Source organism: Zafaria sp. Z1313, from assembly GCF_050563205.1.
Lineage (GTDB): Bacteria > Actinomycetota > Actinomycetes > Actinomycetales > Micrococcaceae > JAZDCJ01.
Map to the genome: position 1 here is coordinate 441,441 of NZ_JBNWUK010000001.1, position 18,475 is coordinate 459,915.

Below are 18,475 nucleotides of genomic sequence, written 5' to 3' on the forward strand. Positions count from 1 at the left end.
CGCACCACGGAGAGCGCCACAGCATGCACCAGCTTGGGGTCGTAGGACCCACCCTCGACGAGTTCCGCGCCCTGGCCCCCGGCCGCCGCGTGATCCCCGTGACGCTGCGCGTCCTGGCCGACGAGCTGACGCCCATCGCGATCTACAACCGCCTCGCGCAGGGCCGTCCCGGCACCTTCCTCATGGAGAGCGCCGCGGCGGGCGGCGTGTGGAGCCGCCACTCGTTCATCGGCGTCGATTCGCCGGCCACGCTGACGACGCGGGACGGCAGGGCGCACTGGATCGGCGAGACTCCCGCGGGCATCCCGACAGGGGGCAGCGTCGTGGACGTCCTGCGGGACACGGTCGCCTTCCTCAAGACGGAACCCCTGCCCGGCCTGCCGCCGCTGACCTCCGGCATGGTGGGCTTCATCGGCTGGGACTGCGTGCGCTATTGGGAGAAGCTGCCGAGCCCCCCGCTGGACGACCTGGGCCTGCCCGAGCTCGCCATGAACCTCGTCGGGGACATGGCTGTGCACGACAACACGGACGGGACCGTGACCCTCATCGCCAACGCGATCAACCACGACGGCGCGGCGACGGGTGTCGACGCGGCCTACGCGCACGCCGTCGAGCGCCTCGAGGCCATGCTGGAGCAGCTCGGCGCCCCGCGCGGGGCCCATCTGGCCGCGTTCTCCGGGACCGACGTGCCCACGCAGGAACTCATGGACTCCGTCACGCACAGCTGGGACGAGGACGGCTACCGGGCCGCCATCCTGCGCGGCAAGGAGGCGATCGTGGACGGCGACGTCTTCCAGGTCGTCGTCTCGCGCCGCTTCGAGCTGGAGACGGGCGCCTCCCCGCTGGACGTGTACCGGATCCTGCGCACCACGAATCCGAGCCCCTACATGTACCTCTACAACCTGCAGGACCACGACGGCCGCCCCTACGCGATCGTCGGCTCCTCGCCGGAGGCGCTCGTGACCGTGGACGGCCGCCAGGTCGTCACGCACCCGATCGCGGGGTCGCGGCCCCGCGGGGGCGACTTCGAGGCCGATGTCCTGCTCGAGAAGGACCTCCTGGAGGACGAGAAGGAGCGGGCCGAGCACCTCATGCTCGTCGACCTCTCCCGCAACGACCTGTCCAAGGTCTGCGTCCCCGGGACCGTCGAGGTGAGCCAGTTCATGGAGGTCGAGCGCTTCAGCCACATCATGCACCTCGTCTCCAATGTCGTCGGGCACCTCGCCGAGGACGCCACGGCCTACGACGTCCTGGCCGCGACCTTCCCGGCCGGGACCCTGTCCGGCGCGCCGAAGCCCCGCGCCCTGCGCCTGCTGGACGAGATGGAACCCCACCGGAGGGGCATCTACGGCGGCGTGGTCGGCTACCTCGATTTCGCGGGGGACATGGACCTGGCGATCGCCATCCGCTCGGCCCTGCTCAAGGACGGCCGGGCCTATGTCCAGGCCGGGGGCGGGATCGTGGCGGACTCCCAGCTCGACGCCGAGGCCCAGGAGAGCGTGAACAAGACCGCGGCACCGCTGCGCGCCGTCTGGGCGGCCGGGACCATGGCCGCGGCCCGGCAGGAGGCGTGATGCCCGCCGAGGGCGTCCGGCGCCGCCCGGGCCGCCGCGGCGTCGTCCTCGCCGCCATCGCCGGGGCGGGCCTCGCGCTCGCCGGGACCACGCAGACCTGGATCCAGGTCCTCCCCGCCGCGGGTTCCGTGGTCCGCGCGCCCATCGACGTCCCGGGTTCCTCGGCGGCTGCCGCTGTCGCCGCCCTCGCGGTGGTCTCCCTCGCCGGGGCGGTCGCCGCGGCGATTGCCGGCCGCGTCGCCCGGATCGTCATCGCCGTGCTCCTGGCCGTCGCCGGGATCGGCATCGCCGCCTCGGCGGCGACCGTCTTCGCCGATCCGCGGCGCGCCGCCGCGGGGGTCGTCGGCGAGGCGGCGGGCACCGCCACCGTTCCCGGGGACTACGCGGTGACGGCGTGGCCCGTCCTCGTCGCCGTGGCAGGGGCCTGCGTCCTGGCGGCCGCCGTCGCCCTCGTCGTCGTGGGCCGGCACTGGAACGCCGATCGCAAGTACGACCCGGCCGCTGCCGCCGTTCCGGCCGGTACCGGTTCCGGGGACGCCGTCGACGGCCCGCAGGCGGCCGAGCCGGGCGGCCGGTCCGCACCGGCACCGTTGGACGAGATCGACGGATGGGACAGCCTCTCCCGGGGCGAGGACCCGACCCGCTGATCCGGGGCCCTTCCACGGGCGCAACATGGCCCGCGTCCCCGCCGCTCCATGGCAGAATGGATCACGATCCACCGGGGCAGCGCCCCGCCAGCACTGCGATGAGGAGTACCAGAGCCATGGCCACGAACGCCACCGTCCAGACCCCCGAAGGCGTCGATCCGATGCACGCCGAACCGGTCGGCCACGGCAACAGCGTCGCCGCATGGGCCACCGTGGGCGTCATGATGGTCGGCAGCGTCATCGCCTGCCTCGGTTTCGCCCTGACCCTGATCCCGGTGCTCGCCGTCGGCGTCGCCCTCATCCCCGTGGGACTCGTCCTCGGCGGCGTGCTGAAGAAGGCCGGCTACGGCGTCGGCGGCAGCAAGTCCAAGAACAACGGACACTAGGCGTGAGCGTCCTCGATCAGATCATCGAGGGTGTCCGTGAAGATCTCGAGCGCCGCCGTGCGGAGATCGCGCTCGAGGAGCTGAAGCAGCGCGCCCTCGACGCACCCGCGGCCCACGATGCCTACGCGGCCCTCGGCGGCGGATCGCCCGCCGAACGGGACAACAGGCTGAGGGTCGTCGCCGAGGTCAAGCGCAAGAGCCCGTCCAAGGGCGCGCTCGCCGACATCCCCGAACCCGCCGTGCTCGCGGCCGACTATGCGGCGGGCGGCGCCTCCGTCATCTCCGTCCTCACCGAGGAACGGCGCTTCGGCGGATCACTCGCCGACTTCGATGCCGTGCGGGCCGCCGTCGTCACGCCGCTGCTGCGCAAGGACTTCATCGTCGACGAGTACCAGGTCTGGGAAGCGCGCGCCCACGGGGCCGACCTCGTCCTGCTCATCGTCGCCGCCCTCGACGACGCCGGGCTGGCCCGCCTCCTGGACCTCGCCCGGACGCTCGGGATGGAGGCCCTCGTCGAGACCCACACCGAGGAGGAGGTCCAGCGGGCCGTCGCCGCCGGCGCCAGGATCATCGGCGTCAACGTGCGCAACCTCAAGACCCTCGACGTCGACCGCTCCACCTTCGCCCGGCTCGCCGCCTCGATCCCGTCCGAGGCCGTGATCGTCGCCGAGTCCGGCGTCCGCGACGCCGCCGACGTCGCCGGCTATGCCGCCCAGGGGGCCGACGCCGTCCTGGTCGGCGAGGCCCTGGTCAAGGACCGGGAGCCGCGCGAAGCCGTCGCGGCGTTCATCGCAGCCGGGACCGCGGCGCGCCCCGCCCGAACAGCCTGAGCGGAACCGGTCCTGAGCGGACCGGAGCCCGCAGCCCCAGCACCACCGAGACGAAGGACGGCCACCATGAGCCACAGCGCAGAACAGCCCGCGGGAGACGGCCCCGCACCGGACGCGGAGGCGTTCCTCGCCGGGCCCGGGCTGCGCCACGCGCCCGGCCCGTACTTCGGCGACTACGGCGGCCGGTGGATGCCCGAGTCGCTCATCGCCGCGCTCGACGAGCTCCAGGACACCTTCGAGAAGGCCAAGGCCGATCCGGAGTTCATCGAGCAGGTGCGCGAGCTCAACAAGAACTACTCCGGGCGCCCGTCGCTGCTGACCGAGGCCAAGCGCTTCTCCGCGCATGCGGGCGGAGTGCGCGTCTTCCTCAAGCGGGAGGACCTGAACCACACCGGCAGCCACAAGATCAACAACGTCCTCGGCCAGGCCCTCCTGGCCAAGCGCATGGGCAAGACCCGCATCATCGCCGAGACGGGCGCCGGCCAGCACGGCGTGGCCAGCGCCACGGCCGCCGCCCTCCTGGGCCTCGAGTGCGTGGTGTACATGGGCGCGGAGGACACGCGCCGACAGGCCCTGAACGTCGCCCGCATGCAGCTCCTCGGGGCCTCGGTGGTCCCCGTGACCGCGGGGTCCCAGACCCTCAAGGACGCCATCAACGAGGCGCTGCGGGACTGGGTCACCAACGTCGACACGACGCACTACCTCCTGGGCACGGCCGCGGGTGCGCACCCGTTCCCGGCGCTCGTGCGGTACTTCCACGAGGTCATCGGGGACGAGGCCCGCGAGCAGGTCCTGGCCCAGACGGGCCGGCTCCCGGACGCCGTCTGCGCCTGCATCGGCGGAGGCTCGAACGCGATCGGCATCTTCCACGGGTTCCTCGACGACCCCTCCGTCGAGCTGTACGGCTTCGAGGCCGGAGGCGACGGCGTCGACACGGGCCGCCACGCGGCGACCATCACGCTCGGCCGGCCCGGCGTGCTGCACGGGGCGCGGAGCTACCTCATGCAGGACGAGGACGGCCAGACCATCGAATCCCATTCGATCTCGGCCGGGCTCGACTACCCCGGCGTCGGGCCCGAGCACTCCTACCTCCACGACATCGGCCGGGTGAAGTACGAGCCCATCACCGACACGGAGGCCATGGAGGCCTTCAGCCTGCTGTGCCGCACCGAGGGGATCATCCCCGCGATCGAGTCCGCCCACGCCCTGGCCGGAGCGCTGAAGGTGGGCCGCCGGGCGGCCGGGTCCGCGGCGGACCCGGGCGACGTCGTCGTCCTCGTGAACCTCTCGGGGCGCGGGGACAAGGACGTCGGCACGGCGGCCGAATGGTTCAACCTCATCGAGAACGCCGAAGGGCAGGCCTAGCCATGACGGACTCCATCCTCCCCGCGCCGGCCACGCACGCCAGCAAGTCCGCGGCCGCGATCGAACGGGCCAGGGCCGCTGGCCGACCGGCGCTGATCTGCTACCTCCCGGCCGGTTTCCCGGACGTGCAGACCACGATCGACGCCGCCGTCGCGATGGCCGAGAACGGTGCCGACGTGATTGAGATCGGGATCCCCTATTCCGATCCCGTCATGGACGGGCACGTCATCCAGGCGGCCACCGTCCAGGCCCTCGCGGACGGCTTCCGCGTCGCCCAGGTCTTCGAGATCGTCCGGGGCATCACCTCCCGCTGCGACGCGGCCGTGCTCGTGATGACCTACTGGAACCCCGTCCTCCGGCTCGGCGTGGACGAGTTCTCCCGCCGCCTCGCCGAGGCCGGGGGCGCCGGGCTCATCACGCCCGACCTGATTCCCGATGAGGCCGCCGAATGGTTCGAGGCCTCGGACCGCTACGGACTGGACCGCGTGTTCCTCGTGGCGCCCAGTTCCACGCCGGAGCGCATGAAGGCCACCGTCGAGGCGAGCCGCGGGTTTGTCTACTGCGTCTCCATCATGGGCGTGACCGGCGCGCGGGACAGCGTCTCGAGCGCCGCCGAGGCCGTCGTCGAGGCCGCACATGCCGCCGGTGCCGAGCGGGCGTGCGTCGGGCTCGGCGTCTCCGCCGCCGCGCACGTGCGCGAGATCGGCGCATACGCCGACGGGGTCATCGTCGGGACCGCGCTCGTGGCCGCCCTCCGTGACGGGGGAGTCGACGCCGTCGCACGCCTGACCGCCGAGCTCAGCGGCCGCGCCGTGGCCTGAGATCCCGGTGCCCGGCAGGGCCGCGGACGCCCGTAAAAATCCGGCGCGGTCTGGGGAGCGCCGCTCCGCGGATGCTAATCTCTCCCTACTTCGGTAGAGCGGTCGCCCGAGCACCTCGGGGCGCCCCTCCGCCGGAGAAGCCGGTACCGCGGCAACCTGCCTGGGCGCCGGCCACCACAACGACGTGGGTTTCCGTTTCGTGGAACACCGCCCCACCATCTGGCGGCCCACCGCGGCCGGGACGGCGGCGCGATGCCCGACATCGCCCCCCTCCCGACTCATCAGGGTCCGGCCGGCCACCACGGCCGCCGTCGGCCCCCGGGGCCAATGCAGTCCCCTCCGAACACTGTGCACCGCACCAGCGGTCGACCTGCTTCCCACGGAGAAAGGACACCATGAACCACAACACAGGGAACCAGTACAGCGCCTCGCGCACTCTAGGCGGGGCCCCGGTCTCGCCATTCACCCGGTTTGCGAACATCCCGGAGGCCTCGGGCCTCTACCACCCCGAGAACGAGAAGGACGCGTGCGGCCTCGCCGTCATCGCGACCCTGCGCAAGGAACCCGGCCACGACATCGTCGACGCCGCGCTGACCGCCCTGCGCAACCTGGAGCACCGCGGCGCCGTCGGTGCGGACGAGGGCACCGGCGATGGGGCCGGACTGCTCACCCAGATCCCCGACGAGTTCTTCCGCGCCGTCGTCGACTTCACCCTGCCCGAGGCCGGCGCGTACGCCGTCGGCACGGCCTTCCTGCCCGACGAGCCCTCGATCGAGGCGTCCGCCCGCGAAGGCATCGAGGACCTGGCCGGCCAGGAGGGCCTGACGGTCCTCGGCTGGCGCGAGGTCCCCGTCGAGGCCTCCATCGTCGGAGCCATGGCCCGGGCCTGCATGCCCCGCTTCGTCCAGCTCTTCGTCGCCCCGGCCGACTCCGCGGCCACCGACCTCGACGCCCGTGCCTTCCGCCTGCGCAAGCGCGCCCAGAACAAGCACGGCGTCTACTTCCCGTCGCTGTCCTCGCGCACCATCGTCTACAAGGGGATGCTGACCACGGCCCAGCTGGAGCCGTTCTACCCCGACCTGTCCGATGCCCGCTTCAAGACCCGCCTCGGGATCGTGCACTCCCGCTTCTCCACGAACACGTTCCCGTCCTGGCCGCTCGCGCAGCCCTTCCGGACCATCGCCCACAACGGCGAGATCAACACGGTCAAGGGCAACCGCAACTGGATGCGCGCCCGGCAGTCCCAGCTCGCGGGGGACATCCTGGGCGAGGTGCCCGAGGAGCTCTTCCCGATCTGCACGCCCGGGGCCTCCGATTCCGCCTCCTTCGACGAGGTCGCCGAGCTGCTCATGCTCTCGGGCCGGCCCATCACGCACGCGGTCATGATGATGATCCCGGAGGCCTGGGAGAACCAGGACTCCATGGACCCCGCGCGGCGGGCGTTCTACCAGTACCACTCCATGCTCATGGAGCCGTGGGACGGGCCGGCGGCCGTGTCCTTCACCGACGGCCGGCTCGTCGGCGCGGTCCTGGACCGCAACGGCCTGCGCCCGGCCCGCTACTGGGTCACCGACGACGGCCTCGTCGTCCTCGCCTCGGAGGTCGGCGTCGTCGAGATCGCCCCGGAGAAGATCGTCCGCAAGGGCCGCGTCTCCCCGGGCAAGATGTTCCTCGTCGACACCGAAGCCGGCCGGATCGTCGAAGACAGCGAGATCAAGGCCGACATCGCCCGCTCCCGGCCCTGGGAAGCGTGGGTGCGCGAAAACCTCATCGACCTCGCCGACCTGCCCGAGCGCGAGCACGTCGTACACAACTCCTCCTCCGTGCAGCTGCGCCAGAAGACGTTCGGCTACACCGAGGAGGAGCTGCGCATCCTCCTGAACCCGATGGCCCGCACGGGCGCCGAGCCGCTCGGAGCCATGGGTTCGGACACGCCGATCGCGGTGCTCTCGAAGCGCCCGCGGCTGCTCTTCGACTACTTCACGCAATCGTTCGCCCAAGTGACCAACCCGCCCCTGGACGCGATCCGCGAGGAGCTCGTGACGAGCATGAAGACCTCGATCGGCCCCGACGGGAACCTCCTGGACCCGGGGCAGGTCAAGACGCGCCACGTGTCCCTGGACTTCCCGGTGATCACCAACGACGAGCTCGCGAAGATCGCCAACATCCGCACGCCGGACGGCGCCAAGGCCGCCCTGAAGGTGCGGGGCCTCTACCGCCCCGCCGGCGGTGAGGCCGAGCTGAAGGCCCGCCTGCAGGAGATCTGCGAGAAGGTCTCGGCCGCGATCAACCGGGGAGTCCAGTACGTCGTCCTCTCCGACCGCGACTCGAACGCCCAGTGGGCGCCCATCCCGTCGCTTCTGCTCACGAGCGCCGTGCACCACCACCTGCTCAAGAGCGCCAACCGCACCAAGACCTCGCTCGTCGTCGAGGCCGGCGACGTGCGCGAGGTCCACCACGTGGCGGTCCTCGTCGGCTACGGGGCCTCGGCGATCAACCCGTACCTGGCCCTCGAGACCGTCGAGGAGATGGCGAACAACGGCGAGCTCGGCGGGGTCACGGCCCCGCAGGCGCAGTACAACCTCATCAAGGGGCTCGGCAAGGGCGTGTTGAAGATCATGTCCAAGATGGGCATCTCCACCGTCTCCTCCTACTGCGGCGCGCAGACCTTCGAGGCCCTCGGCCTGTCCCAGCAGCTCGTCGACCAGTACTTCACGGGCACCATGTCCCAGATGGGCGGCGTCGGCCTCGACGTCGTCGCGAAGGAGGCGGCCGAACGCCATGCCGGCGCCTACCCCGGCGACGGCAACGACGAACCACACCGCATCCTGGACATCGGCGGCGAGTACCAGTGGCGGCGCGAGGGCCCGCCGCACCTGTTCAACCCGGAGACGGTCTTCCGGCTGCAGCACGCCACGCGCGAGCGCCGCTATGACATCTTCAAGGCCTACACCCGCGGCATCGACGACCAGGCGCGGGACCTCATGACGCTCCGCGGCCTGCTGGGCTTCAAGTCCGGGCTCCGCGCGCCCGTCCCGCTGGACGAGGTCGAGCCCGTCTCGGCCATCGTCAAGCGCTTCTCCACCGGCGCGATGAGCTACGGCTCGATCTCCCAGGAGGCCCACGAGACGCTCGCGATCGCGATGAACCGCCTCGGCGGCAAGTCGAACACGGGCGAGGGCGGCGAGGACGTCGAGCGGCTCCTGGATCCCGAGCGGCGCTCGGCGGTCAAGCAGATCGCCTCCGGCCGCTTCGGCGTCACGAGCCTCTACCTCACGAACGCAGACGACATCCAGCTCAAGATGGCCCAAGGCGCCAAGCCCGGCGAGGGCGGCCAGCTCATGAGCCAGAAGGTCTACCCGTGGGTGGCCCGGACCCGGCACTCGACGCCCGGCGTCGGCCTCATCTCGCCGCCGCCGCACCACGACATCTACTCGATCGAGGACCTCGCCCAGCTGATCTACGACGCCAAGCGCTCCAACCCCCGCGCCCGCGTCCACGTCAAGCTCGTCTCCGAGGTCGGGATCGGCACCGTGGCGGCCGGCGTGACCAAGGCCAAGGCCGACGTCGTCCTCGTCTCGGGGCACGACGGCGGAACCGGCGCCTCCCCGCTGAACTCGCTCAAGCACGCCGGCGCCCCGTGGGAGCTCGGCCTCGCCGAGACCCAGCAGACGCTGCGCCTGAACGGGCTGCGCGACCGCGTCGTCGTCCAGGTCGACGGCCAGCTCAAGACCGGGCGGGACGTCGTCATCGCGGCGCTCCTCGGCGCCGAGGAGTACGGCTTCGCCACGGCGCCGCTCGTCGTCTCCGGCTGCATCATGATGCGCGTCTGCCACCTGGACACGTGTCCCGTGGGCGTCGCGACGCAGAACCCGGAGCTGCGCAAGCGGTTCACGGGCAAGCCGGAGTTCGTGGTGAACTTCTTCGAGTTCCTTGCCGAGGAGGTCCGGGAGATCCTCGCCGAGCTCGGATTCCGCAGCATCGAGGAGGCCATCGGCCACTCCGAGCTGCTGGACCGCCGCGCCGCCGTCGACCACTGGAAGACGGAGGGGCTGGACCTGGAGCCCATCCTGTCGGGCTACGAGGACGATTCCTCGCCCGTGCGGAACCTGACGGGCCAGAACCACGAGCTGGACCTGCACTTCGACAACCAGCTCATCGAGCTCAGCGCCGACGCGCTCGAGCGGCGCCAGCCGGTGCGGATCAGCCTCGACGTCGTGAACACCGACCGCTCCGTGGGCACCATGCTCGGCCACGAGGTCACCCGGCGCTTCGGCACGGAGGTCCTCGCGACCGACACGATCGACGTCACCCTCTCGGGCGAGGCCGGCCAGTCGCTCGGCGCCTTCCTGCCGGCCGGCATCACGCTGCGTCTGTTCGGCGACGCCAACGACTACGTCGGCAAGGGCCTCTCGGGAGGACGCGTCGTGGTCCGCCCGGACCGGGCGAGCACCTTCGTCGCCGAGCGCAACGTCATCGCCGGCAACGTGATCGGCTACGGCGCCACGAGCGGCGAGCTGTTCCTGCGCGGGATCGTGGGGGAGCGGTTCATGGTCCGCAACTCCGGCGCGACCGCCGTCGCCGAGGGGATCGGCGACCACGGCTGCGAGTACATGACGGGCGGCACGGTGCTGGTGCTCGGCACCACCGGGCGCAACTTCGGTGCCGGCATGTCCGGCGGCACCGCCTACGTGCTCGACCTGGACCGCGCGCTCGTGAACAAGCAGGCCCTCGACGCCGGCGAGCTCACGCTGCAGCCCGTGCCGGGCGAGGACGTGGAGACGGTGCGGCGGCTGCTCTCGCAGCACGCCGAGGAGACGGGATCGACGCTCGCCGCGACGCTCCTGCTCGACTTCCAGGACACCGTCGCGCGCATCACCCAGGTCATGCCCCGCGACTACGCGGCCGTGCTCCAGGCACGGGCCGCCGCGGAGGCGGAAGGACTCGATCCCGACGGCGAGGCCGTCTGGAACCGGATTTTGGAGGCAACCCGTGGCTGATCCGCGTGGATTCTTGAAGGTACGCGAACGCCAGACCCAGCCCCGCCGGCCCGTGCCGGTGCGGATCATGGACTGGAAGGAGGTCTACGAGCGCCAGGAAGCCGGAACCCTGAACGCCCAGGCCGGGCGCTGCATGGACTGCGGCGTTCCGTTCTGCCACCAGGGCTGTCCGCTCGGGAACCTCATCCCCGAGTGGAACGACCTCGTCTGGCGGGGCCGCATGGACCAGGCGAGCGAGCGGCTGCACGCGACGAACAACTTCCCCGAGTTCACGGGGCGCCTGTGCCCGGCGCCGTGCGAGTCCTCGTGCGTGCTGGGCATCAACCAGCCCGCCGTGACGATCAAGCAGGTCGAGGTCTCGATCGCCGATCAGGCGTTCGACGACGGGGTCGTGGTCCCGGTGCTGCCCCAGCGGCACACCGACCAGACGATCGCCGTCGTCGGCTCCGGACCCGCGGGCCTGGCCGCCGCCCAGCAGCTGACCCGCGCGGGGCACACCGTGGCGGTCTACGAACGGGACGACGCGATCGGCGGCCTGCTGCGCTACGGGATCCCGGACTTCAAGATGGAGAAGTCCGTCCTGGACCGCCGCCTGGCCCAGATGGCGGCCGAGGGGACGCGCTTCCGGACCAACGTGGAGCTCGGCAAGGACATCTCCTGGGACCAGCTGCGCCGGCGCTACGACGCCGTCGTGGTGGCGACCGGGGCGAGCGTGCCCCGCGACCTGCCGATCGCCGGGCGGGAGCTCGACGGCGTCCACTTCGCCATGGAGTACCTCGTCCAGGCCAATCGCGTCGTGGCCGGCGAGGAGGTGCCCGGGCAGATCGACGCCCGCGGCAAGCACGTGGTCATCCTCGGCGGCGGCGACACCGGCGCCGACTGCATCGGCACCGCCCACCGCCATCAGGCGGCCTCGGTGACGACGCTCGCCATCGGCAAGCAGCCGCCGACCGAGCGCCCCGGCCACCAGCCGTGGCCGATGTTCCCGACCCTTTTCGAGGTCGCGAGCGCCCATGAGGAGGGCGGTGAGCGCACTTACCTCGCGTCTACGGTAGAGTTTGTTGGCGAGGACGGTCGAGTGACCGGGATCACGGTCGCGGAGACCGAGTTCGTGGACGGCAAGCGGCTCCCGAAGGCCGGTACCGAACGGACCATTCCCGCCGACCTCGTCCTCCTGGCCCTCGGTTTCACCGGGCCCGAGCCCGCGGGGCTCGGCGAACAGGCCGGCACCGAGTTTGACGACCGGGGCAACGTCGCCCGTGACGGTTACTACATGACCAACACGCCCGGCGTGTTCGTCGCCGGCGACGCCGGCCGCGGACAGTCGCTGATCGTGTGGGCCATTGCCGAAGGGCGCGCGTGCGCCGCGGCGGTGGACAAGTACCTGATGGGCGACACCCGGCTCCCCGCTCCCGTGGCGCCGACCGACCAGTCCATCAGCATGCTCTGACGGGGGCGCCGCATGGCGCCCCCGGCACCTGACGAAGTAAAGCGGAGAGGCTGAGGAAAATGAGACGCGCCAAGATTGTTGCGACGTTCGGACCGGCGATCGGCACCTACGAGCTGACCCTTCAGGCACTGAAGGCGGGTGTCGACGTCGCCCGGCTCAACATGAGCCACGGCGAGTACTCGACCCATGCGGAGAACCTGGCCAATGTCCGCCAGGCCTCCGAGGAGCTCGGCCGGCCGGTCGGCGTGTTCGCCGACCTGCAGGGCCCCAAGATCCGGCTGGGCCGGTTCCAGGACGGCCCGCACCTGCTGGCGGCCGGCGACGAGTTCACGATCACCATCGAGGACATCCCGGGTACCAAGGACATCTGCTCCACCACGTTCAAGGGCCTTCCCCAGGATGTCCAGCCGGGTGACCGGCTGCTCGTCAACGACGGCCGCGTGGTCCTGCGCGCCGTGGAGGTCGACGACGTCAAGGTCGTCACTGAGGTCGTCGTCGGGGGAGAGGTGTCCAACAACAAGGGCATCAACCTCCCGGGCGTGGCCGTGAACGTCCCCGCGCTGAGCGACAAGGACGAGGAGGACCTCCGCTGGGCCATCCGCGCCGGCGTCGACATGGTGGCCCTCTCGTTCGTGCGCAACGCCGCCGACATCGACCGCGTCCACGAGATCATGGACGAGGAGGGGCTCCGCCTGCCCGTCATCGCCAAGGTCGAGAAGCCGCAGGCCGTGGACGCGCTCGAGGAGATCATCGACGCGTTCGACGCCATCATGGTGGCCCGCGGGGACCTCGGGGTCGAGCTCCCGCTCGAGGAGGTCCCGCTCGTCCAGAAGCGCGCCGTCGAGCTGGCCCGCCGTTGGGCGAAGCCGGTCATCGTGGCGACCCAGGTGCTCGAATCCATGATCGAGAGCCCCACCCCGACGCGCGCCGAGGCGAGCGACTGCGCCAACGCCGTCCTCGACGGCGCCGACGCGGTCATGCTCTCCGGCGAGACGAGCGTCGGCGCCTACCCGATCCAGACGATCGAGACGATGGCCCGCATCATCGAGGCGACGGAGGACCACGGCCTGGACCGGATCCCGCCGCTGGGCACGAAGCCCAGGACGCGTGGCGGGGCGATCACCCGTGCGGCCGTGGAGATCGCGACCCAGCTCGATGCCAAGTTCATCGTCGCGTTCACCCAGTCCGGCGACTCGGCCCGGCGCCTGTCCCGCCTGCGCCCGCAGCAGCCCGTTCTCGGCTTCACGCCGCTCAAGCACACCTACAACATCATGACCCTGATCTGGGGCGTCCAGCCGCGGCTCGTCGACTTCGCCGACCACACGGACAAGATGACCGCCCAGGTCGACGACGCGCTCCAGCGCGACGGCCTGGCCCAGGTGAACGACCTCGTCTGCATCGCGGCCGGCTCGCCTCCCGGGCAGGCGGGATCGACGAACTCGCTGCGCGTGCACCGCGTCGGCGACGTCGCGGACGCCGGCCAGCTGCTCAACGGCCAGGCCACGCCCGAGCGCGAGAAGATCGGCCCGTGGCGGACCAAGGAGCAGGCGCTTGGCGACATGATCGCCCGCATGCGCGGCGAGGACTAGCCGCGCGGCCTCCGGGCCGACACGAGGAAGACCCCCGGCGAACGCCGGGGGCCTTCCTCGTGTCGCGGGCGCGGAGCCCGCGGCGTGCTACTTGACCTGCGCGATGATGGTCTCGGCGACCTCGCGCATGCTCAGGCGCCGGTCCATCGACGTCTTCTGGATCCAGCGGAACGCCTCGGGCTCGCTCAGCCCCATCTTCGTCGTCAGGACGCTCTTGGCCCGCTCGACGAGCTTGCGGGTCTCGAACTGCTCCTGGAGGTTGCCGACCTCCTTCTCGAGCGCGATGATCTCCTCGTGCCGGGACATCGCGATCTCGATGGCCGGGACCAGGTCGTTCGGGGTAAAGGGCTTGACGACATAGGCCATCGCCCCGGCCTCGCGGGCCCGCTCGACGAGCTCCTTCTGGCTGAACGCCGTGAGCAGGACCACGGGGGCGATGCGCTCCTTCACGATGGCCTCGGCCGCGGTGATCCCGTCCATGACGGGCATCTTGACGTCCATCAGGACCAGGTCGGGGCGGTGCTCGCGGACCAGGTCGACGGCCTTCTGGCCGTTGTCGGCCTCGGCGACGACTTCGTATCCCTCGCCCTGGAGGATCTCGACGATGTCGAGGCGGATGAGGGTCTCGTCCTCGGCCACGACGACGCGGCGGGCCGGTGCGGGGGCCTGGGATGCGGGAGGGGTGGGGGTGGTGGGCTGCGTCGTTTCTTCGGACATGCGGCATGCTCCTTGGCGCCCGGGAACGCTCCGCGGGCCTTGTGCTGTCGGGGATTCTGACCCAAGCCTATCGGCATGTAGAGTTGTTTACCGCACCCCGTGTCCGTGATCTTGCCGAAAGCCCCCAGTGGCCCGGAATCCGGCTCCGGGCGGTGGGGCAGTGGCCCGAGTGGCGGAATTGGCAGACGCACCGCACTCAAAATGCGGCGCCGAAAGGCGTGTGGGTTCGAGTCCCACCTCGGGCACCATGCGATCCCCAGTGACATCGGGGGCGCTTGGACGAGTTCCCAGGTCCTGCCGCCTTGACGCGGCGTGTCGGCGCGACACGCCGCGTTCCCGAAGGCGTGCGGGCCGGGACCTGGGAAGAAGCGCCAGCCATCGCGCCCATCCGGGAGCGTGACGGTCACTCGGTCGGCCTGACGACTCAGTCCTCGAAGCGCGAGGGATCCCCCTGGCCGACGCGGACGACCTCGGCGACGCCGCTCGAGAAGTCCACGACCGTCGTCGGCTCCGTCCCGCACTCGCCCGAGTCGACGACGGCATCCACGAGGTGGTCCAGCCGTTCCTTGATCTCCCAGCCGTCCGTCGGGGGCGCCTCGTCGCCCGGCAGGAGCAGCGTGCTGGAGAGGATGGGCTCGCCGAGCTCGTCGAGGAGGGCCCGCACCACGCGGTGGTCCGGCATCCGCACGCCGACCGTCTTCTTCTTCGGGTGCATGAGCCGGCGCGGGACCTCCGGAGTCGCGGGCAGGATGAACGTGTAGCTGCCGGGCGTCGCCGCCTTGATGCTGCGGAAGACGCGGTTGTCGATGTGGACGAACTGTCCCAGCTGTGCGAAGTCCCGGCAGACGAGCGTGAAGTGGTGCTTGTCGTTGAGCTGGCGGATGGAGCGGATGCGGTCCAGGGCCTCGCGGTTGCCCAACTGGGCCCCCAGCGCGTAGCAGGAGTCCGTGGGGTAGGCGATGAGGCCGCCGTCGCGGAGCATCGCCCCGAGCTGGGAGACCGCGCGCGGCTGCGGGTCCTCGGGGTGGACTTCAACGAATCGTGCCATGTCCCGAGCGTACGTCGCGGCGGCCGATCGCGCACGCGGTTGGATGCCGATGACCTTGTCCCTAGGATGTAACCCGGCCCGAGATGTACATGCCATGAACTCTTCATGAACAATGCGTGGGCCGCCCCCGTTCTGATCCGTTTCCAGATGGACCTGACGCTCATCGTCGTCCTCGTCATCGCGCTCGCCCTGTTCTTCGACTTCACCAACGGCTTCCACGACACGGCCAACGCGATGGCCACGCCCATCGCCACGGGCGCGATCAAGCCGAAGGCCGCCGTCGCCCTCGCAGCGGTGCTCAACCTCATCGGGGCGTTCCTGTCGACGGAGGTCGCGAAGACCATCTCCGGCGGGCTCATCCGCGAAGGTGAGGGCGGCATCCAGATCTCCCCCGAGATGATCTACGCGGGCCTCATGGGCGCCGTGCTGTGGAACGTGATGACGTGGCTCCTGGGCCTGCCGTCGAGCTCCTCCCACGCCCTCTTCGGCGGGCTCATCGGCGCGGCCGTGGTCGGCGCCGGCCTCGGGGCGATCGACTACGGCGTCCTGATGTCCAAGGTCCTGCTGCCCGCAGTCCTCGCCCCCGTCATCGCGGGCACCTCGGCCTTCCTCTGCACACGCCTGGCCTACGCTCTCACGCGCCGCCCGAGCGGCGTGTCCTCCCCGAAGCGCGGCGGCTTCCGCTACGGCCAGATCTTCTCCTCATCGCTCGTCGCACTCGCCCACGGCACCAACGACGCGCAGAAGACGATGGGCGTCATCACGCTGGCCCTCATCGCGGGCGGCTTCCAGGCGGCGGGCAGCGGCCCCGTGTTCTGGGTCGTCGCCTCGTGCGCCCTCGCGATCGCCCTCGGCACGTACGCCGGCGGTTGGCGCATCATCCGCACCATGGGCTCGGGGCTGACCGAGGTCAAGCCCGCCCAGGGCTTCGCCGCCGAGTCCAGCACGGCCGCCGCGATCCTGGCGTCCTCGCACCTCGGCTTCGCCCTCTCGACCACGCAGGTCGCGTCCGGCTCCGTGATCGGCTCGGGCCTCGGCCGCAAGGGTGCGGAGGTCCGCTGGGGCACCGCCGGCCGCATCGCCGTCGGCTGGCTCTTCACGCTGCCCTGCGCGGCGGCCGTGGGCGCCGCCGCCGCCCTCATGGCCCACTGGGGCGTCGGCGGGCTCGTGGCCGTCACGGCGATCGGCGTCGGCGCGCTGCTGGCCATGTGGATCCTGTCCCGGCGCAACGTCGTCGGCCACCACAACGCCATCAGCGACGTCGACGAGGCGGGCGCCGCCGTCGCGATCCCCAGCAAGAAGCACCGTCGGCGCCTCGCGCGCGCCGCGAAGGAGGCAGCCAAGTGACCATCCACTGGGACGCGTTCCTCATCGTCGCGGGAACGACCTGGCTCTCGGCCCTGGTCCTCGTGGGCCTGTATTCCTTCGGCGTGCGCCTCATGGCCGTCGCGGACGACGGCGGGCGCACCGCCGTCCCGGCCCGCGCCGGCGCGTACGGGTGCTTCGCGTTGTGCCTCGCCGTGGTGCTCTTCGGCATCTACCTGATCATCCCCGCGCTCGGCGGCAGCTGAACCCCTGCGCCGGGCGGCGCCGCGGCCTACCATGGAGCCATGACGCGCATCAGGTACTACGTGGCGGCCTCGGCGGACGGCTACATCGCCGATGAGCGGAACTCCCTGGACTGGCTCCTCCGCTTCGACGACACGGCCGGCCTCGAAGGGGCCACCGAGGAGTTCATGGCGGAGGTCGGAAGCATCGTCATGGGCGGGGAGACCTACGCCTGGCTGCTGGCCAACGCCCCGGGCGAGTGGCCGTACACGGGGATCCCGACCTGGGTCTTCACGCACCGCGAGCTCCCGGCCACGCCCGGCGCGGACCTCACCTTCATCCGCGGCGACGTCCACGAGTGGGTGGGCGACATTCGGGAGGACGCGGGGGAGAAGGACGTCTGGATGATGGGCGGGGGCTCCATCGCGGGGCAGTTCGCCGACGCGGCCCTGCTCGACGAGGTCATCCTGTTCACGATGCCCGTCGCGCTCGGCGGCGGGCGGCCGCTCCTGGCGATGCGCGGTCAGTTGAAGCTCGCCCCGACCCTCGTCAAGGAGTACGACGACGGCGTCCGGGAGACGCGCTACGACGTCGCCGGACCGCTCCTGGGCGGCTGAACGGCGAATCCGTCCTCCCTCAGGGCGCGGAGCCGGGCCCGCGTCTCGCGCGGCCAGCGGAAGACGACGACCCGCCCGCCCGGATCGGCTGCCGCCAGGGCGCGGACGCCGCGGCGAAGACCATCCGGCGCTGCTCGTCCACCGGCCGGGGCTGCCAGTCGGGGAGCCAGCCGAACTCCTCGTCCACGAGGTGCACGGGAAGTCCGAGCACGGCCCCGAGCTCGAGGGCGAGCGTCGACTTTCCGCTGCCCGTGGTCCCGTGGATGAGGATCCGGCGCGGCGCGCTGTCGCGGAAGAGCCGGACGGCGGCCGCGACGCTCCCGGTTCCCGGGTCCCCGCTCATCGTCCCGTGGGACGGGGGACGAGCATGTTGGTGATGCGGGCGGTGCAGACCCGCTCGCCGGCGTCGTCGCTGATGACGATCTCGTGCGAGGTCGCGCGGCGGCCGAGCTTGATCGGCGTGCAGACGCCGTGCACGAGTCCCGAGATCCCGGGACGGTGGTGCGTGGCGTTCAGGTCCACTCCGACGGGCATCACCGGATCCCCGTCGAGCCCCGCGGCGAAGACCCCGGCCGCGACGGAGCCGAGCGTCTCGGCGAGCGCGGCGCTGGCCCCTCCGTGCAGGATCCCCGCCACCTGCTGGTTGCCCTCGACGGGCATCGTGGCGCAGACGCGGTCCACCCCCATCTCGGTGAAGACGATCCCGAGCTTGCGCACGAGGGATCCCACCCCGTGCGCGCCGAACACGCCCCGGGCCGCGTCCGGGACGCCGTGCTCTCGCAGCTCTCCGGCATAGGGGTCGGCCGGTGGCGGGGTGGCCGCCGCGGTGTTGCCTGAAGTGTCAATGTCGCCCATGGGAACTAGGCTTGCACCCGTGAGCCCA

General features: G+C 71.3%; 16 protein-coding genes and 1 tRNA gene. 13 read left to right on the plus strand and 4 right to left on the minus strand.

The window, feature by feature from the left end; genetic code table 11:
• Positions 1-23: 23 nt before the first annotated feature.
• The 9 genes from ACQ3I4_RS02045 to pyk all read left to right on the plus strand — a co-directional run bounded on the left by ACQ3I4_RS02045 (position 24) and on the right by pyk (position 13,662).
• Positions 24-1,574, plus strand: coding sequence for an anthranilate synthase component I (locus ACQ3I4_RS02045; protein ID WP_329860041.1), 1,551 nt, complete (start codon positions 24-26; stop codon positions 1,572-1,574).
• A complete protein-coding gene (locus tag ACQ3I4_RS02050) occupies positions 1,574-2,221 on the plus strand; it encodes a Trp biosynthesis-associated membrane protein (protein WP_329860043.1) in 648 nt (215 codons plus the stop codon). Before ACQ3I4_RS02045 ends, ACQ3I4_RS02050 begins: the two co-directional genes overlap by 1 nt.
• Before the next feature lie 116 nt (positions 2,222-2,337).
• The gene (locus ACQ3I4_RS02055; RefSeq protein WP_329860045.1) at positions 2,338-2,607 is read left to right on the plus strand and encodes a DUF6704 family protein; all 270 of its coding nucleotides are present in this window, start codon (positions 2,338-2,340) and stop codon (positions 2,605-2,607) included.
• Positions 2,608-2,609: 2 nt separating this feature from the next.
• A complete protein-coding gene (trpC, locus tag ACQ3I4_RS02060; RefSeq protein WP_329860046.1) occupies positions 2,610-3,437 on the plus strand; it encodes an indole-3-glycerol phosphate synthase TrpC in 828 nt (275 codons plus the stop codon).
• Between the two features lie 66 nt (positions 3,438-3,503).
• Entirely contained in the window at positions 3,504-4,802 is a 1,299-nt protein-coding gene (gene trpB / locus ACQ3I4_RS02065) for a tryptophan synthase subunit beta (protein WP_329860047.1), read from the plus strand.
• A gap of 2 nt (positions 4,803-4,804) precedes the next feature.
• The gene (trpA, locus tag ACQ3I4_RS02070) at positions 4,805-5,623 is read left to right on the plus strand and encodes a tryptophan synthase subunit alpha (protein ID WP_329860048.1); all 819 of its coding nucleotides are present in this window, start codon (positions 4,805-4,807) and stop codon (positions 5,621-5,623) included.
• A gap of 395 nt (positions 5,624-6,018) precedes the next feature.
• The gene (gene gltB, locus ACQ3I4_RS02075; protein WP_329860049.1) at positions 6,019-10,623 is read left to right on the plus strand and encodes a glutamate synthase large subunit; all 4,605 of its coding nucleotides are present in this window, start codon (positions 6,019-6,021) and stop codon (positions 10,621-10,623) included.
• Positions 10,616-12,073: a glutamate synthase subunit beta gene (locus ACQ3I4_RS02080; protein ID WP_329860051.1), complete on the plus strand. Its 1,458-nt coding sequence runs from the start codon at positions 10,616-10,618 to the stop codon at positions 12,071-12,073. Before gltB ends, ACQ3I4_RS02080 begins: the two co-directional genes overlap by 8 nt.
• A gap of 59 nt (positions 12,074-12,132) precedes the next feature.
• Positions 12,133-13,662 (plus strand): pyruvate kinase, encoded by a 1,530-nt coding sequence (pyk, locus tag ACQ3I4_RS02085; RefSeq protein ID WP_329860053.1) that lies wholly within the window; start codon positions 12,133-12,135, stop codon positions 13,660-13,662.
• 87 nt (positions 13,663-13,749) lie between these two features.
• Here pyk and ACQ3I4_RS02090 read toward each other — a convergent pair whose 3' ends face one another.
• Positions 13,750-14,379, minus strand: coding sequence for an ANTAR domain-containing response regulator (locus ACQ3I4_RS02090; protein WP_430632715.1), 630 nt, complete (start codon positions 14,377-14,379; stop codon positions 13,750-13,752).
• Between the two features lie 163 nt (positions 14,380-14,542).
• Between ACQ3I4_RS02090 and ACQ3I4_RS02095 the strand changes: the two genes are divergently transcribed.
• Positions 14,543-14,627, plus strand: a tRNA-Leu gene (locus tag ACQ3I4_RS02095).
• A 176-nt stretch (positions 14,628-14,803) separates the two neighbouring features.
• On the opposite strand, the gene ACQ3I4_RS02100 is transcribed toward ACQ3I4_RS02095, so the two are convergent.
• Positions 14,804-15,427, minus strand: coding sequence for an L-threonylcarbamoyladenylate synthase (locus ACQ3I4_RS02100; protein WP_329860056.1), 624 nt, complete (start codon positions 15,425-15,427; stop codon positions 14,804-14,806).
• Between the two features lie 147 nt (positions 15,428-15,574).
• On the opposite strand from ACQ3I4_RS02100, the gene ACQ3I4_RS02105 reads away from it, so the two are divergent.
• The 3 genes from ACQ3I4_RS02105 to ACQ3I4_RS02115 are packed head-to-tail and all read left to right on the plus strand — an operon-like array spanning position 15,575 to position 17,592.
• On the plus strand, positions 15,575-16,774 hold the full coding sequence (locus tag ACQ3I4_RS02105; RefSeq protein ID WP_329860111.1) for an inorganic phosphate transporter: 1,200 nt from the start codon (positions 15,575-15,577) through the stop codon (positions 16,772-16,774).
• Positions 16,771-16,998, plus strand: a complete 228-nt coding sequence (locus ACQ3I4_RS02110) for a hypothetical protein (RefSeq protein WP_329860057.1) — start codon at positions 16,771-16,773, stop codon at positions 16,996-16,998. The genes ACQ3I4_RS02105 and ACQ3I4_RS02110 overlap by 4 nt, the downstream gene beginning before the upstream one ends.
• Positions 16,999-17,037: 39 nt before the next feature.
• Entirely contained in the window at positions 17,038-17,592 is a 555-nt protein-coding gene (locus ACQ3I4_RS02115; RefSeq protein ID WP_329860059.1) for a dihydrofolate reductase family protein, read from the plus strand.
• 19 nt (positions 17,593-17,611) lie between these two features.
• Here the strand turns inward: ACQ3I4_RS02115 and ACQ3I4_RS02120 are convergent, their stop codons facing one another.
• Complete coding sequence (locus tag ACQ3I4_RS02120) at positions 17,612-17,935, minus strand: hypothetical protein (RefSeq protein ID WP_329860060.1); 324 nt, start codon at positions 17,933-17,935, stop codon at positions 17,612-17,614.
• A complete protein-coding gene (locus ACQ3I4_RS02125) occupies positions 17,932-18,447 on the minus strand; it encodes a hotdog fold thioesterase (RefSeq protein ID WP_329860061.1) in 516 nt (171 codons plus the stop codon). The genes ACQ3I4_RS02120 and ACQ3I4_RS02125 overlap by 4 nt, the downstream gene beginning before the upstream one ends.
• Positions 18,448-18,475 lie beyond the last annotated feature (28 nt).